This is a genomic window from Burkholderia sp. BE12 (genome assembly GCF_002959955.1).
GTDB lineage: Bacteria > Pseudomonadota > Gammaproteobacteria > Burkholderiales > Burkholderiaceae > Burkholderia.
Genome location: NZ_PREY01000017.1, coordinates 30,607 through 45,747, shown reverse-complemented (window position 1 = coordinate 45,747; position 15,141 = coordinate 30,607). Strand labels below are relative to the sequence as shown.

13 protein-coding genes are annotated in these 15,141 nt (G+C 69.6%); 5 read left to right on the top strand and 8 right to left on the bottom strand.

Annotation, left to right across the window (positions count from 1 at the left end):
- Positions 1-96 precede the first annotated feature (96 nt).
- The gene (locus C4B30_RS19995) at positions 97-4,560 is read left to right on the top strand and encodes a DEAD/DEAH box helicase (RefSeq protein ID WP_105132902.1); all 4,464 of its coding nucleotides are present in this window, start codon (positions 97-99) and stop codon (positions 4,558-4,560) included.
- 138 nt (positions 4,561-4,698) lie between these two features.
- The gene (locus C4B30_RS19990) at positions 4,699-5,973 is read left to right on the top strand and encodes an APC family permease (RefSeq protein WP_105132901.1); all 1,275 of its coding nucleotides are present in this window, start codon (positions 4,699-4,701) and stop codon (positions 5,971-5,973) included.
- 96 nt (positions 5,974-6,069) lie between these two features.
- Here C4B30_RS19990 and C4B30_RS19985 read toward each other — a convergent pair whose 3' ends face one another.
- The 4 genes from C4B30_RS19985 to C4B30_RS19970 all read right to left on the bottom strand — a co-directional run bounded on the left by C4B30_RS19985 (position 6,070) and on the right by C4B30_RS19970 (position 8,735).
- Entirely contained in the window at positions 6,070-6,366 is a 297-nt protein-coding gene (locus C4B30_RS19985) for an XRE family transcriptional regulator (protein WP_012338300.1), read from the bottom strand.
- Positions 6,367-6,440: 74 nt separating this feature from the next.
- Positions 6,441-6,767: a type II toxin-antitoxin system RelE/ParE family toxin gene (locus C4B30_RS19980; protein ID WP_234015443.1), complete on the bottom strand. Its 327-nt coding sequence runs from the start codon at positions 6,765-6,767 to the stop codon at positions 6,441-6,443.
- 166 nt (positions 6,768-6,933) lie between these two features.
- Positions 6,934-7,920 (bottom strand): pca operon transcription factor PcaQ, encoded by a 987-nt coding sequence (gene pcaQ / locus C4B30_RS19975; RefSeq protein WP_105132899.1) that lies wholly within the window; start codon positions 7,918-7,920, stop codon positions 6,934-6,936.
- Positions 7,921-7,997: 77 nt separating this feature from the next.
- A complete protein-coding gene (locus tag C4B30_RS19970; protein WP_027782839.1) occupies positions 7,998-8,735 on the bottom strand; it encodes a helix-turn-helix domain-containing protein in 738 nt (245 codons plus the stop codon).
- Positions 8,736-8,855: 120 nt separating this feature from the next.
- Here C4B30_RS19970 and C4B30_RS19965 point away from each other — a divergent pair, with 120 nt between their 5' ends.
- From C4B30_RS19965 to pcaG, 3 genes are all read left to right on the top strand, one after another.
- Positions 8,856-9,422 carry a YiiX/YebB-like N1pC/P60 family cysteine hydrolase gene (locus C4B30_RS19965; protein ID WP_105132898.1) on the top strand — a complete coding sequence of 189 codons (567 nt, stop codon included), beginning with the start codon at positions 8,856-8,858 and terminating at the stop codon, positions 9,420-9,422.
- 277 nt (positions 9,423-9,699) lie between these two features.
- Positions 9,700-10,407: a protocatechuate 3,4-dioxygenase subunit beta gene (pcaH, locus tag C4B30_RS19960; protein WP_105132897.1), complete on the top strand. Its 708-nt coding sequence runs from the start codon at positions 9,700-9,702 to the stop codon at positions 10,405-10,407.
- 3 nt (positions 10,408-10,410) lie between these two features.
- Complete coding sequence (pcaG, locus tag C4B30_RS19955; protein WP_089501626.1) at positions 10,411-11,004, top strand: protocatechuate 3,4-dioxygenase subunit alpha; 594 nt, start codon at positions 10,411-10,413, stop codon at positions 11,002-11,004.
- Between the two features lie 460 nt (positions 11,005-11,464).
- Here pcaG and C4B30_RS19950 read toward each other — a convergent pair whose 3' ends face one another.
- The 4 genes from C4B30_RS19950 to gsiD all read right to left on the bottom strand — a co-directional run bounded on the left by C4B30_RS19950 (position 11,465) and on the right by gsiD (position 15,141).
- Entirely contained in the window at positions 11,465-12,244 is a 780-nt protein-coding gene (locus C4B30_RS19950; RefSeq protein WP_105132896.1) for an AraC family transcriptional regulator, read from the bottom strand.
- Positions 12,245-12,341: 97 nt separating this feature from the next.
- Entirely contained in the window at positions 12,342-13,169 is an 828-nt protein-coding gene (locus tag C4B30_RS19945) for a M55 family metallopeptidase (protein WP_105132895.1), read from the bottom strand.
- A complete protein-coding gene (locus tag C4B30_RS19940; protein ID WP_105132894.1) occupies positions 13,166-14,248 on the bottom strand; it encodes a DmpA family aminopeptidase in 1,083 nt (360 codons plus the stop codon). The genes C4B30_RS19945 and C4B30_RS19940 overlap by 4 nt, the downstream gene beginning before the upstream one ends.
- On the bottom strand, positions 14,248-15,141 hold the full coding sequence (gsiD, locus tag C4B30_RS19935) for a glutathione ABC transporter permease GsiD (protein ID WP_027782833.1): 894 nt from the start codon (positions 15,139-15,141) through the stop codon (positions 14,248-14,250). Before gsiD ends, C4B30_RS19940 begins: the two co-directional genes overlap by 1 nt.

The window sequence follows — 15,141 nt, the reverse complement described above, 5'->3', positions numbered from 1 at the left end:
CACGCACGCCCGGCACGCATACGCGACGTCTGGCACACTGACGATTCGATTCGCGTGCGATACATCCGCACGCTCGCACCCCATTTCAACGCTCCGATGGACGTCACCGCTACCCGCCCAGCCACCCGCGCGATCGACGTGTTCCACCCGGCCGTCGCCGCGTGGTTCCGGCGCACGTTCGCCGCGCCGACCGGCGCGCAGGCGCTCGCGTGGCCGCACATCAAGGCTGGCCGCTCCACGCTCGTCGCCGCGCCGACGGGTTCCGGCAAGACGCTTACCGCATTCCTGTGCGCGCTCGACGATCTGGTGCGCGATGCGCTCGCGCACGACGGTACGCTGCCCGACGCGACGCTGGTCGTCTACGTCTCGCCGCTGAAGGCGCTGTCGAACGACATCCACGTGAACCTCGATGCGCCGCTCGCCGGCATCGCCGAATCGCTCGCGCAACTCGGCTTGCCGGTGCCGGCGATCCGCACCGCGGTGCGCACCGGCGACACGACGCAGGCCGAACGCGCCGCGCTGCGCAAGCGCGCGCCGCACATCCTCGTCACGACGCCCGAATCGCTGTACGTGCTGCTGTCCTCCACGTCGGGGCGGCAGATGCTGTCGAACGTGCGCTCGGTCATCGTCGACGAAATCCATGCGCTCGCCTCGTCCAAGCGCGGCAGCCATCTCGCGCTGTCGCTCGAACGCCTCGACGCGCTGGCCGGGCGCGCGCTGCCGCGCATCGGGCTGTCGGCCACGCAAAAGCCGATCGACGCGGTCGCGCGCTTCCTCGTCGGCGGCCCGGCCGACGCGCCGCGCGACTGCACGATCGTCGACACCGGCCACACCCGCGAGCGCGATCTCGCGCTCGAACTGCCGAACGTGCCGCTCGAACCGGTGATGGCGACCGACGTGTGGGAACAGGTATACGACCGCATCGCCGGCCTCGCGGCCGCGCATCGTACGACGCTGGTGTTCGTCAACACGCGGCGCACCGCCGAGCGCATGGCGCGCCATCTCGCCGACCGGCTCGGCAAGGACGCGATCGCCGCGCATCACGGCAGTCTGGCGAAGGAGCACCGCTTCGACGCCGAGCAGCGCCTGAAACGCGGCGAACTGAAACTGCTCGTCGCGACCGCGTCGCTCGAACTCGGCATCGACATCGGCGACGTCGATCTCGTCTGCCAGGTCGGCTCGCCGCGCGGCATCGCGCCGTTCCTGCAGCGCGTCGGCCGCTCGGGACACCATGTCGGCGGCGTGCCGAAGGGGCGCCTGTTTCCGCTGTCGCGCGACGAGCTGGTCGAATGCGCGGCGCTGCTCGACTGCGTGCAACGCGGCGAACTCGATGCGCTGCGAATTCCCGAAGCGCCGCTCGACGTGCTCGCGCAGCAGATCGTCGCCGAAGTCGCGTGCGCCGAATGGCAGGAGGACGCGCTGTACGCGAGCTTCACGCGCGCCGCGCCGTACGCGCGGCTGACGCGCGAACGCTTCGACGAAGTGATGACGATGCTCGCCGAGGGATTCACGAGCCGCCGCGGCGTACGCGGCGCGTACCTGCACCGCGACGTGGTCGGCGGCACCGTGCGCGGCCGCCGCAATGCGATGATGACCGCGACCACCTCCGGCGGCACGATCCCCGACATGGCCGACTACGCGGTGCTGCTCGAACCGCAGGGCATTCAGGTCGGCACCGTCAACGAGGATTTCGCGATCGAGAGCCTGGCCGGCGACGTGTTCCAGCTCGGCAACCAGTCGTACCGGATCATTCGCGTGGAAACGGGCCGCGTGCGCGTCGAGGATGCGCAAGGTCAATCGCCGAGCATTCCGTCCTGGCTCGGCGAGGGGCTCGGGCGCAGCGACGAGCTGTCGGCGGCGGTCGGCCGGCTGCGCGCGCGGCTCGACGGGTTGTTCGCGGACGGCGACCGCCAGGCCGGCACCGCCGGGCGCAAGCGCGCCGGCGACAACTCGGTGAGCAATGCGGAAACGGAAGTCGAGGCAACAGCCGCAACCGCCACCGCGCTCGCCCCCGCCGAAAGCCGCCTCGCGCCCGCGTTGCGCTGGCTCGTCGACGATCTCCACTTGTCGCCCGACGCCGCGCGCCAGATCGCCGACTACCTCGCGCGCACCCGCGCGGCGCTCGGCGCATTGCCGACGCAGGACACGCTCGTGATGGAGCGTTTCTTCGACGAATCGGGCGGCATGCAGCTCGTGATCCATTCGCCGTTCGGCAGCCGGATCAATCGTGCATGGGGACTCGCGCTGCGCAAGCGCTTCTGTCGCAACTTCAACTTCGAACTCCAGGCAGCCGCCACCGACGACGCAATCATCCTGTCGCTGTCGCTCGCGCACAGCTTCGCGCTCGACGAAGTATGGCGCTACCTGCGTTCGGCCAGCGCCGAGCATGTGCTGATCCAGGCGCTGCTCGACGCGCCGATGTTCGGCGTACGCTGGCGCTGGAACGCGACCACCGCGCTCGCGCTGCCGCGTTTCACCGGCGGCAAGCGCACCGCGCCGCAATTGCAGCGGATGAAGAGCGACGATCTGCTGGCGACGGTGTTCCCCGATCAGGTCGCGTGCCTCGAGAACGTCGTCGGCGAACGCGAGATTCCGCATCATCCGCTCGTCGACCAGACGCTCGACGATTGCCTGCACGACGCGATGGACACCGACGGCTGGCTTGCGCTGCTGCGCCGGATCGAAAGCGGCGCAATCGAGCTCGTCGCGCGCGACTTGCCCGCGCCGTCGCCGCTCGCGGCCGAGATCCTGAACGCGAAGCCCTACGCGTTCCTCGACGATGCGCCGCTCGAAGAGCGCCGCACGCAGGCCGTGCAGTCGCGCCGCTGGAGCGACCCCGAATCGGCCGACGATCTCGGCGCGCTCGACGCCGACGCGATCGCCGCGGTGCGCGACGAAGCGTGGCCGCTCGTGCGCGACGCCGACGAAATGCACGATGCGCTGCTCACGCTCGCCTGCGTCGCCGACAACGAGGCGCACGCCCACGCCGGCTGGCCCGAGCGACTCGCGGAACTCGCGGAACGCCGCCGCGCGACGAAACTCGCGACGCCGGGCGGCGCCGCGCTGTGGGTGCCGGTCGAGCGGCTCGTGTGCCTGCGCGCGTTGCATCCCGACGCCCGCGTGACACCGGCGCTCAAGGTGCCGGCCGCACGCGCGCAGCTGTGGGAAGCCGATGCGGCGCTCGTCGACGTGATCCGCGCGCGGCTCACCGGCTTCGGGCCGTTGACGCTCGATGCGATCGCCGCGCCGCTCGGCCTGCCGCCCGCGTCGATCGCGACGGCGCTCGCGGCGCTGGAGCGCGAAGGCTACGTGATGCGCGGCCGCTTCACGCCGGGCGCGACGACCGACGAATGGTGCGAACGTCACCTGCTCGCGCGCATTCATCGCTATACGGTGAAGCGGCTGCGGCGCGAGATCGAGCCGGTCGAACGCGCCGATTTCATGCGCTTCCTGTTCCACTGGCAGCACCTAACGCCCGACACGCGCGGCACCGGCCGCGACGCGCTGGCCGCCGTGGTCGAACAGCTCGAAGGCTACGAGGCCGCGGCGAGCGCCTGGGAGGACGCGCTGCTGCCCGCGCGGCTCACCGACTACACGGCGGGCGGCCTCGACGAGCTGTGCCGCTCGGGCAAGCTGGTGTGGACCCGTATCGGCGTGCCGGCGCGCGCGGCCGGCACGCCCGTGAAGACGACGCCGATCGTGCTGTTGCCGCGCCGCCATCTTTCCGCGTGGCAGGCGCTACGCGATCCCGATGCGCAGCCGGCGCTGTCCGCACGCGCCGCACAGGTGCGCGACGCGCTCGCCGCCCACGGCGCGATGTTCTTCGACGCATTGCTCGACGACCTGCACATGCTGCCCGTCGAACTCGAACAGGCGCTCGGCGAACTCGTGTCGGCCGGCCTCGTGAATGCGGACAGTTACGCGGGCCTGCGCGCGCTGCTCAAGCCGGCCGTCAAGCGCAGCGCGACCTATGCACCACGTACGCGACGCGGCGGTGCGCTGATCGGCGGGATGGACGACGCCGGCCGCTGGGCGCTCGTGCAGCGTCAGGCAGCGCCGGACGACGACACGCCCGCACCGAAACGCGGCCCCGCCACGACCGATCCCGACGCGCTCGAACACATCGCGTGGACGCTGCTGCGCCGCTACGGCGTCGTGTTCTGGCGGCTGCTCGAACGCGAAGCCGACTGGCTGCCGAGCTGGCGCGAACTCGTGCGCGTGCTGCAGCGCCTCGAAGCTCGCGGCGAGATTCGCGGCGGTCGCTTCGTCGCCGGGCTCGCGGGCGAGCAGTTCGCGCTGCCCGAGGCCATCCCGATCCTGCGCGAACTGCGGCGGCAACCAGGCGACGGGCAATATGTATGCGTGACGGGCGCCGACCCGCTGAATCTCGCCGGCACGCTGCTGCCCGGCGACAAGGTGCCGGCGCTGGCCGGCAATCGCGTGCTGTTCCGCGACGGCGTGCCCGTCGCATCGCTCGTGGCGGGGTCGTTCCACTACGCGCCCGAACTGTCGCCTGCCGCGCGCGAGGACGCGCGCCTGCGGCTCGCACGTTCCTGCTGACATCGGCTGACACGCACACGGCACACGACTACTGATCGCCGGGCCGCGCGGACGCCATCGTTCGGGTAGCATCGAACGATCGACCGCGCGGGCTCACGCGCCGTCTACACAAAACAAGACTTCCGGAGACTGCCGCTCATGCCTTCGCATGCCGATTCGCCCGCTGCCGATCACGCGGGTTCGCTGACCATTTTCCAGGGCGCCGCGCTCTATATCGGCGCGGTGCTCGGCACCGGCGTGATCGCGCTGCCCGCGCTCGCCGCCGAAGTCGCCGGGCCGGCCTCGCTACTGGCATGGGCCGCGCTCGTCGTGCTGTCCGGGCCGCTCGCGGCCACCTTCGCCGCACTCGGCGCCCGCTATCCCGATGCGGGCGGCGTGTCGACCTACGCGCGGCGCGCATTCGGCCCGAAGGCCGCGGCCGTCGTCGGCTGGTGCTTCTATTTCGCGGTGCCGGCCGGCGCGCCAGCCGCCGCGATGTTCGGCGGCGCATACGTCGCGGCCGTCACGGGCGGCGGACACACAACGGTCATCGTCACGGCCGCCGCGCTGATCGCGACCGTGTCGGCCGCGAACGCGTTCGGCGTCACCGTGTCGGGCCGCATGCAACTGGTGTTGTCGGCGCTGCTCGTCGCGCTGCTGCTTGCCGCGGTGCTTGCGTCCGCGCCGCATGCCCGCACCGCGAACCTGCATCCGTTTGCCCCGCACGGCTGGCTCGCGGTCGGCGAGGCCGCCGCGCTGCTCGTGTGGAGCTTCGCCGGCTGGGAAGCGATCACGCATCTCGCGGCCGAGTTCCGCCGGCCCGCGCACGACATGCCGCGCTCGGCCGGCATCGCGGTCGTGGTCGTCGGGTTCCTGTATCTGTCGGTCGCCGCCGCGAGCGTGATGGTGCTCGGGCCTTCCGCGGGGGCATCGGGCGCGCCGCTCGCCGAACTGATCGCGGGCGGCATCGGCGGCCATGCGCAGGTGCTGGCCGCCGCCGCCGCGCTGCTGCTCACGCTCGGCACGATGAACGCGTATTTCGCCGGCGCGGCAAAACTCGGCGCGGCGCTGGGGCGCGACGGCGCACTGCCCGCCTGGCTCGCGCAAGGCAGCCAGGTCGGCGGCGTGCCGCGCCGCAGCCTCGGCGTGATCGCGGTGCTCGCGGCCATCGCGTTGGCCGCCACGGCGCTGTCGGACGTCGGACCGAAGCCGCTCGTGCTCGTGACGTCCGGATGTTTCGTGATGGTGTACGGGCTCGGCGCGGCGGCTGCGCTGAAGCTGCTGCCGCGTGGCGGCATCGCATATCGCTGCGCGTGGATTTCGCTGATTGCGGTCGCCGGGCTGTTCGTGACGACCGGATGGTATTTCCTGTGCCCGCTGCTGCTCGCGGGCGGCGCACTGGTTTATCTGCAGGTGACCGGCCCGCGTCAATGACCGGGCATGCGCCCGCGGGCCGACGCCCGCCTGCTCGCCGCACCGATCGCGCGAACAATCACGTCGGTCCGGCCGTGCGCCGTTCGTTCGCGTCGGTCAGGCCGGCACCAGCTCGAAGCTGAGCCGTTTGCCGAGCGCGGCGGCCGCGCTCGCGAGCGTCGCCAGCGTGAGGCTCGTGTCGGTTTCGTCGAGCAGACGGTTGAGTGCGGCGCGGCTGGTTTTCATCCGCGCGGCCATCGCCGTTTTCGTGATGTGCTGCGCCTTCATTTCCTGCCCGATCTGCCACGCGATCACGCGCTTGATCGCGGTGGCGGTGGCCGCTTCGAGATTGCCGTCCGCTTCGAGGAAGGCGTCGAAATCGCTGCCGATATGCGGATTGTTCGTGGTCGTCATGTCGTACTCCAGGTGCATGGCGTTGCCGGCTGCCCGACCGTCGGAGACGGTGCATTCCGGCGCAACCGGGGAATTCAGATGGCGTGCGTCAGCGCTTTCAGGCGTGCGACGGTGACGTCGAGATCGTCCGACGGCGTGGCCCGCGACTGTTTGAAGAAGCCGTGCAGCAGCACCATCGTGTCGCCGACGACCGTGAACAGCACGCGCGCGCTTCGCCCCGGCACCATCACGCGGATCTCCCACAGATCCCTCGCCATCTTCCGGACCAGCGGCATGCCGAGCGGCCAGCCGAGTTGAACGGTCTTGATCTCTTCGCCGATCGCCCTTCGCTCCACTTGCCCGAGCGCGTTGAGCCATTCGCGCACCGGCTCGTGGCCGCGGGCCGTGCGGAAGAACCGCACGCCGAGCGTGACCTGAATCTGCTGTCTCGCATCGTCTTGTCGTCCATCGTATCAAAAACGGTACGATATGCCAAGCACCCCGACGGCGGCTACTGACCGGATGGCCAATCCTGCAGCAAGGAAGGAGATCGAGCCCGGTGCATTGCCGAGCCGGTGGCCCGGTGGATCAGCGCTTGCCGCGAGCGGGCTTGCGTGCCGCGCGGGGCGCCCGGTGCGGGCGCGCATCGCCGAACCGCGATCGTGCGATGTCGCGCACCGCGTCGATCAGCGTCCGCGCGACCGGAGACGGCTGCGCATCGGTACGCAGCACGAGCCCGACCGGCTCGTCGGTGCCCGCCGACGGCAGCGGCAGGCGCGCCAGCGCACCGGCCGACAGATCGTATTCGGCTGCGTAGAGCGGCACGAACCAGACCGCGTCGTTCTCGAGTGCGAGCGCGCGCGCGACCGATACCGACAGCACCTCGATGAACGAATCCAGCGGCGGCGCGCCGCATGCGCCGAGCAACTGCTCGGCCGACTGGCGAATCAACGTGCCGAACGGCGGCAGCACGACCGGATAGCGCGCCAGCTCGGCGGCCGGCGCCGCGCTCGCGAGCAGCGGATGCCCGGCGCGCACGACCGCGACGAGCGGCTCGTTGTACAACTGCTCGAACGCGAGCCCGATCATCCGTTCCGGCTCCGACAGCCGGCCGATCGCGCATTCGATCGCCCCGGCTTTCAGACGCTCGAGCAACTCGGCGTTCGCGGCCGTCGCGATCCGCACGACGATGCGCGGCCAGCGTGCGCTCAGCGCCTTCATCACGGCCGGCGCGAGCGAGGCCGCGACGGTCGGGAGCATGCCGATTTCCAGCGTCGCGGCGGCGGCCCCGCCCTCGCGCGCCAGCAGCCCGACGCCCTGCCGCAGCGCCAGCACGCACGCATTCGCGTGCGGCATGAACAGTTGCGCTTCGCGGGTGGGCTGCGCGCCGTGCCGGCCGCGCTCGAACAGCTTCACGCCGAGGATCGCCTCCAGCTCGGCGATCGTCTTCGACACGGCCGGTTGCGTGATCGACAGGCTTTCGGCCGCCTTCTGCACGCCGCCCAGCTGTGCGACCGCGAGAAAGCACTGCAGGTGCCGGAATTTGACACGGCCGTCGGCGATACGGTTATTCATAACGGGTGGTTATGTGAATGACGATGAATCGCCATTTTGCATAACTTTCCGGAAAGTCCCAAGCGTTCGGGACGGCGTCATCCATGGCGCCGCAGCGCGTGGAATCCCGTCGGCTCCCAGATCCGCTTCGCGATCAGCAGGGCCGTGCCGTGCTTCTGCCCGAGCGGCGCGGACGACGACTCCGCATGCAGCGCCGCCGCCTTGCTGCTCAGCCGCCGCAGTTCCTGTTCGAGCTCCGCGGCGGCCGCATCCGTCAGCATCCCTTGCAGGAACGTCATCGTTTCGCCCGGGCCGTCGAAGCGGCTGCCGAGAAAATCGTCGAGCACGTGCGCATGGAAGTAGCGGCGAATCGGGCCACCCGGCAGCCAGTCGAAATCGCGCGCCACGCGTACGCGAATCCGGTCGCCGGGCAGCAGCGCGATCACGTTCATCCGGTCGAGCATCAGCAGATATTTCACGCATTCGGCCTGCGTGAGGCGATAGGCCGACACGATGTCCTGCACGGTCCAGTAGTTGATCGCGCAGACGGCGACCAGCAGCAGCTTCTCGTCCGACACGAGCAACGCCTCCTGCGGCTCGGTCAGCACGCGCAGACGCGGCGCGGACGCCGATGCTTCCTGCACGAGTTCGGCAAGCGTATAGCCGAGCAGTTGCGCGATCTCCGCGACGCGCTCCAGCGTGAAGCGGCCGCTCGCGAACAGCCGCTTCACGCTCGTCTCGGAGACGTCGAGCGCCCGCGCGACGTCCCGATAAGTCATTCCCTGCGCCTTCAGCTGGCGCTTCAGCGTTTCGATGAGTTGGGCGGTTTCGGTCATGTTGGTATCGAAAAATGATGCTCAAGGTCGGATATTAGGCTACTCATGCATCCACATCAGCACTTTTGGATACTTGTCTGCATAATCCGCTCCGTCCTGTCATGCAACGACGGAGCCGAAATGACCGCCCGAATCGACACAGCCGCCCGCGAACCGCACCACGCCGCACCGCGCGATGCACGCGAAACCGATCGCACGATGCCGCTCGCCACCGTGCGTTCGCTCGCCGCCTGCGCACATGTCGGCGATCTCGTGTTCATCCGCGTGCCGGCCGGCGCACCGGATGTCTCGACGGGCGCGCCCGGCACGTGGGCCAACCGTTTCGGCATCGTCGTCGATACGTCGGGCGACGAACCGGTGATCGCCGAGTCCACCGTGTTCGCGTGGACGAGGCTCAGGCTGCTGTCGCGCTTCGTCGCCCGTACCGACGGCGGACGCATCGCACTGGGGCGCCGCGTCGCGGCGGCATCGATCGACGCGCAACGCCACGTCCATGCGCTGGCCGAACGGCGAATCGATGCGCTGCTCGGCAGTCGCTTCAACCTGCGCGCGCGGCGCGGCTTCTGCGCGCAGTACGTGACCGAGGTGCTCGGCGCCGGCCACACGACGACACCGTCGGCCCTGCTGCGCGGCGGCACGCTGGCGCTCGAATTCGACGGGATCGTGTTCGATCCCCGCCACCCATGACGACGGGCACGCTCGGGGAGACCGGATAACAACGAGAACGAAAGACAAAAAACAGCGACGGGCTGGCTGGAGGGCCGTGCACGGGGTCGTCACCGACGACGCGAAGCCCGATCGCTTTTTCCGCCGGACAGGCTGCCTGTCCGGCGGAATTTTCATGGTCGGGGCGAACATAACGAACAGTTATGCGATTCGCGAAAAAAGGTCATTTTGCATAACTTTCCGGATTGGTTAAAGTCGTGACCATCCCCTTCGCGAAATACCTATCAGGAGACGCCCAATGGATTTCCCCACGATCCTCACGCCGCGCGACTGGCCGTCGCATCCGGCCTATGTCCACCCCGAGTACCGTTCGTCGGTGAAGCGCGGCCCGACCCGCCCGCTGATCCCGCTGAAGGAGAAGCTGCGCGACCAGTACGCGCCCGTCTACGGCGCGGAAGATCTCGGCGCGCTCGATCACGATCTGACGAAGAACGCCGTGAAGAACGGCGAGCCGCTGGGCGAGCGAATGGTCGTCACCGGCCGCGTGCTCGACGAAGGCGGCAAGCCCGTGCGCAACACGCTCGTCGAGGTGTGGCAGGCCAACGCGGCCGGCCGCTACGTGCACAAGGTCGACCAGCACGACGCGCCGCTCGACCCGAACTTCCTCGGCGCCGGCCGCTGCCTGACGGACGACGAAGGCCGCTACCGCTTCCTGACGATCAAGCCCGGCGCGTATCCGTGGGGCAACCACCCGAACGCGTGGCGCCCGAATCACATCCACTTCTCGCTGTTCGGCGATTACTTCGGCTCGCGTCTCGTCACGCAGATGTACTTCCCCGGCGATCCGCTGCTCGCGTACGACCCGATCTTCCAGGGCACGCCGGAAGCCGCGCGCGATCGCCTGATCTCGCGCTTCTCGATGGACATCACCGAAGAAGGCTATGCGCTCGGCTACGAATTCGACATCGTGCTGCGCGGCCGCGACGCCACCCCGATGGAGCGCTGAACCATGACGACGCTGAAGCAAACCCCTTCGCAGACGGTCGGCCCGTACTTCGCGTACGGCCTGTGCCCGCAGCAATACGACTACGACCTGAAAAGCTTGTTCACGCCGACGATCGCCGCGGCGCACGCCGAAGGCGAGCATGTGCTGCTGGTCGGGCAGGTATTCGACGGCGACGGCAACGTCGTTGGCGACGCGGTGCTCGAATTCACGCAGGCGGACGGCGCGGGCCGCTACCCCGCGTCGCGCGACGACATCGCGAAATCCGGCTTCACGGGCTTCGCGCGGGTCGGCACGGGCACCGACCCGCAGCAGCGCTTCGTCGTCGAGACGGTGAAGCCGGGCCGCCTCGCCGCCGACGAGGCGCCGCACATCAACGTGACCGTGATGATGCGCGGCATCCTCACCCATGCGTTCACCCGCGTGTACTTCGACGACGAAGCCGCCGCGAATGCGGTCGACCCCGTGCTGAACGCGGTGCCGGCCGAGCGCCGCGCGACGCTCGTCGCGAAACGCGACGCGCAACCGGGCCGCCCGGTCGTGTACCGCTTCGACATCCGCATGCAGGGGCCGGAAGAAACCGTGTTCTTCGACGTTTGACGCATGCGCCGGCGCTGGCCGGCGCCGTGTGCAACCGCATCGCCGTGTGGCGCGATACCGACGGGCATCGCGCCACACGGCGTTTTGGCGGTACCGTCGCCATCATTCGATGGTGCGCCGCATCGAGGCCCGCGAGGCTGCGGCGGCTTGGCCTCATCGGCTTCCCGCCCCGATATCGAACGCGTCATCGAAACGCGTGCTGCGAAAGCACATCAATCGGGGTGCCGACACGATATCGCTTGCGCGTTATGCGGCGTATGCTTCGTTATCCGCAACGAGCCAACAGGATTGAATCGGACGAGGCAATAATGACATGAATCATGCGCGACGCTGCCCGACAGGCGGCCCGCGCATTTTTTCAGACGGAGTGCCTTTAAACGCGTCCGGCCGAAGGTGGCGGGCGCGTATTTTTTTGCGCGACGGCTCGCGTACGGGCGCGGCCTGCGCCGGGCCTTGGCGCCTAGCGGCGCATTTCCAGATACCGGCTCGGCGTGTCGCCCAGAATGCGGCGAAACGCCGACGTGAACGCACTCGCGCTCGCGTAACCGAGATCGAGCGCCACGCGCGTCACCGGTTGCCCGTCGGTCAGGCGGGAAATCGCCGCGAGCATGCACACCTGCTGGCGCCATGCGGCGAAACTCACGCCCGTCTGCGCGCGAAACTGTCGCGTGAACGTGCGCCGGCTCACGCCCGCGTCGGCCGCGACCCGGTCGAGATCGGCGTCGATCGACGGCGCCGCGAACAGGTGCCGGCACACCTTCGCCAGCCGTGCGTCGGCCGGCAGCGGCGCATGCAGCGACAGGCGCGGCATCGTCGCGATTTCCGCGACCAGCAGATCCATCAGCTTGCCCGCACGGCCGTCGACGTCGTACATGGCCGGCAGGTCGACCGCATCGTCGAGCAGTTGCCGCAGCAGCGGCGACACGCCATACACGCCGCACTGGGCCGGCAGCCCGGCCGCCTGCGCGGCGTCGATGGACACGAACGCGTTGAGCATCGTGACCGGCCCGGTCGTCGTCAGTTCGTGCCGCACGCCGGCCGGCACCCAGCACGCGCGCTGCGGCGGCACCAGCCAGCGCCCGTGCGGCGTGGACACGCTGATCGTGCCGCGCGACGCGAAGGCGAATTGCCCGCGTACGTGCGCGTGATCCGGAAACGTCGTGCCCGCCGCGAAGTCGTTGGCGAGCACGACCACGCTCCGGGGAATGTGTTCGTAGGGATCCAGCAGCGTATTTCTCAAGGCCCGAATTCCATCATCAATGACCCGCTATCGAAGGCGGCCCGCCCCGCCGTGATCGGCGGGCCGGCCACGCGCCGGCGGCATCGCGCGGCGCGCGTCACCGCAACATGAACGACATCGCCGACAGGCTGTTCAGCGTGCGCACCGCATGCTCGACCGACGGTCCGTCGAAACGCAGCGTCACCGCGTCGACGCGCTCGAGCGACGGCAGCACGCAGAACAGGTCGGCGAGCGCGGCCGTCTGCACGCGCAGCGTGCACGCGGCCGGCGCGGGACGATGAGCGCCCGCGCGCCGGCCGGACGACAGTGCATGCGCGACCGTCTCCCGTGCGGCGGTCGCGATGCGCGCGCACGACGCGGACGGCGTGAGCGTCTCGCCGCTCGACGCGCCGCCGGCCGTCTTGACCGTCTCGAAACGCGCGTCCGGAAACAGCGGCTGCGTTTCCTCGGCGAATACGTCGTCGCCCGTCGCGAGCGCGACATGCGCGCCGTATTCGCGCGCCAGCGCACCGTACAGCCCGGCTTCGCCGAGTTCGACGCCGTTCAGCCAGACCTGCGTGAACGCAAAGCTGTTGATCGTGTGCGCGAGCACGCCGCGCGTCTGCGATTTCGCGTGATAGCCGATCATGAATACGAGATCGGGCTGCTGTTCGAGGCCCGCCATCATTCCGAGCGTACGCGGCTTGCCGAGCACGACGCGCGCCCGCGCATCGAGCCCGTCGGGCAGCAGGTTGCGATAGCCGCCATGCGAATCGTTGACCCAGACGGCCTGCGCGCCGCCGGCAAACGCGCCTTCGATCGCCGCGTTCGCCTCGGCGGTCATCCAGCGGCGCGCCCGCTCGTATTCCGGATTGCCGGCGCGCGTCTGCTCGGTGGCGAATACGCCGGCGACACCCTCGATGTCGGTTGAAATCAGGATCTTCATGACAGGATCGAACGTCCTTCGTTGTCTTCGTTGAACCACCGGTCGAGATCGGGCACCGCGTCGCGCAGCGATTGCCGCGCGTGGCCGTCGCGCCCGGCGACCGTTACCGCCTGCAGCAACGCGTCGGCGATCGCATGCTCGACGCTTTCGGCCGCGGCCATGAACAGCGGATCGAGCGCCGCATCGGCCACGAGGGCCGGCAGCGCGATCGTCGATGCGTCGTGCGCGATCGTGTAGGCGGTCGAGAAGGCGAGCGCGATGTCGCCGCTGCCATGCCCGTACACGGAGCCCGTGCGGGCCAGCCCCGCCGCCGCGCGGCGCGCGAGCCGCGACAGTTGTCGCGCGTCGAGCGGCGCATCGGTGGCCAGCAACAGGATGATCGAGCCCTGCTCGGGCGGCGCCGGTTGAGCGGCTTCGGCCGCGCGCCGCTGCGCGACGATGCGTCCGAGCGGCACGCCGCCGAGCGTCAGCATCGGCAGCCGGCCGAAATTCGCGAGCACGAGCGCGCCCACCGTATAGGGCCGGCCGGCCGCGACGGCCACGCGCGATGCGGAACCGATCCCGCCTTTCAGGTCGAAGCACGACATCCCGCGCCCGGCGCCCACCGCGCCGCGTGCGACGTCCCGCGACGCCGCGCGGCATGCGTCGTCGTAATGCGCGCCGGTGACCGCGAATGCCTGGATATCGTTCAGGTAACCGTCGTTGCACTCGAACACGAGCGGATTGACGGTCGACCAGTCGCGGCCGATCCGCGGATTCGCCGCGATCGCCGCACGGATCTGCGCGTGAGCGACCGGGCCGACGCCGAACGTATTGGTCAGCGCGATCGGCGTATCGAGCGTGCCGAGCTCGGCGACCTGCACGAGCCCGACGCTCTTGCCGAAGCCGTTGATCACGGCCGCCCCCGCCGGCACCTTGCTGCGGTACACGTCGCCCGGATGCGGCTTCACGACGGTCACGCCCGTCTGCACGTTGCCGGCATCGAGCGTGCAATGGCCGACCGTCACGCCCGGCACGTCGGCGATCGTGCCGCGCGGCCCGGCCGGCAGCGTCGCCGTCCACATCGGTGCAGCCCGCATCAACGGCGCTCCAGCTTCGGGTCGAGCGCGTCGCGCAGCCCGTCGCCGAGCAGGTTGAACGCGAGCACGGTCAGGAAGATCGCGAGGCTCGGGAACACCGCGATGTGCGGCGCCGTCACCATGTCCGCGCGCGCCTCGTTGAGCATCGCGCCCCACTCCGGCGTCGGCGGCTGCGCGCCGAGCCCGAGGAACGACAGGCTCGCGGCGGTGATGATCGACGTGCCGATCCGCATCGTGAAGTAGACGACGACGGACGACACGGTGCCCGGCAGGATGTGCCGCATGATGATCGTCCAATCGGACGCGCCGATGCTGCGCGCGGCCTCGACGTAGGTCATGTGCTTGAGCATCAGCGTGTTGCCGCGCACGAGCCGCGCGAACGCCGGAATGCTGAAGATCGCGACCGCGCAGATCACGTTGATCATCCCGTTGCCGAGGATCGCGACCACGCCGATCGCGAGCAGGATGCCCGGGAACGCGAACAGCACGTCGGCGATGCGCATCGTGATGCGGTCCCACCAGCCTTCGTAGTAGCCGGCGAGCAGCCCGAAGAACGTGCCGATCACCGCGCCGAGCGCAACCGAGAAGAAGCCGGCCGCGAGCGAAATGCGCGTGCCCGCGATGATCCGGCTGAAGATGTCGCGGCCGAGCGAATCGACGCCGAACCAGTGCACCGCCGACGGCCCCGCGTTCAGCGCGTCGTAGTCGAAATAGTTCTCCGGATCGAACGGCACGATGTGCGGGCCGACGAAGGCGAGCACCACGAGCGCCAGCACGAAGCCGCCCGCGACGAGCGCGACGGTCTGCTTGCGGAACTTGCGCCAGAATTCGCGCCACGGCGTGCGGATCGCGGTCGGTGCGGCCGGCGCCGCGGGCTGGACAGTCGCGTTCAT

What these genes read in the sequence shown, in the direction of transcription:
- pcaG (WP_089501626.1), top strand. Translation starts at nt 10,411, where the DNA reads ATGACGACGCTGAAGCAAACCCCTTCGCAGACGGTCGGCCCGTACTTC.
- gsiD (WP_027782833.1), bottom strand. Translation starts at nt 15,141, where the DNA reads ATGAACGCGACTGTCCAGCCCGCGGCGCCGGCCGCACCGACCGCGATC.
- C4B30_RS19995 (WP_105132902.1), top strand. Translation starts at nt 97, where the DNA reads ATGGACGTCACCGCTACCCGCCCAGCCACCCGCGCGATCGACGTGTTC.
- pcaH (WP_105132897.1), top strand. Translation starts at nt 9,700, where the DNA reads ATGGATTTCCCCACGATCCTCACGCCGCGCGACTGGCCGTCGCATCCG.
- C4B30_RS19990 (WP_105132901.1), top strand. Translation starts at nt 4,699, where the DNA reads ATGCCTTCGCATGCCGATTCGCCCGCTGCCGATCACGCGGGTTCGCTG.
- C4B30_RS19970 (WP_027782839.1), bottom strand. Translation starts at nt 8,735, where the DNA reads ATGACCGAAACCGCCCAACTCATCGAAACGCTGAAGCGCCAGCTGAAG.
- C4B30_RS19945 (WP_105132895.1), bottom strand. Translation starts at nt 13,169, where the DNA reads ATGAAGATCCTGATTTCAACCGACATCGAGGGTGTCGCCGGCGTATTC.
- C4B30_RS19940 (WP_105132894.1), bottom strand. Translation starts at nt 14,248, where the DNA reads ATGCGGGCTGCACCGATGTGGACGGCGACGCTGCCGGCCGGGCCGCGC.
- C4B30_RS19985 (WP_012338300.1), bottom strand. Translation starts at nt 6,366, where the DNA reads ATGACGACCACGAACAATCCGCATATCGGCAGCGATTTCGACGCCTTC.
- pcaQ (WP_105132899.1), bottom strand. Translation starts at nt 7,920, where the DNA reads ATGAATAACCGTATCGCCGACGGCCGTGTCAAATTCCGGCACCTGCAG.
- C4B30_RS19965 (WP_105132898.1), top strand. Translation starts at nt 8,856, where the DNA reads ATGACCGCCCGAATCGACACAGCCGCCCGCGAACCGCACCACGCCGCA.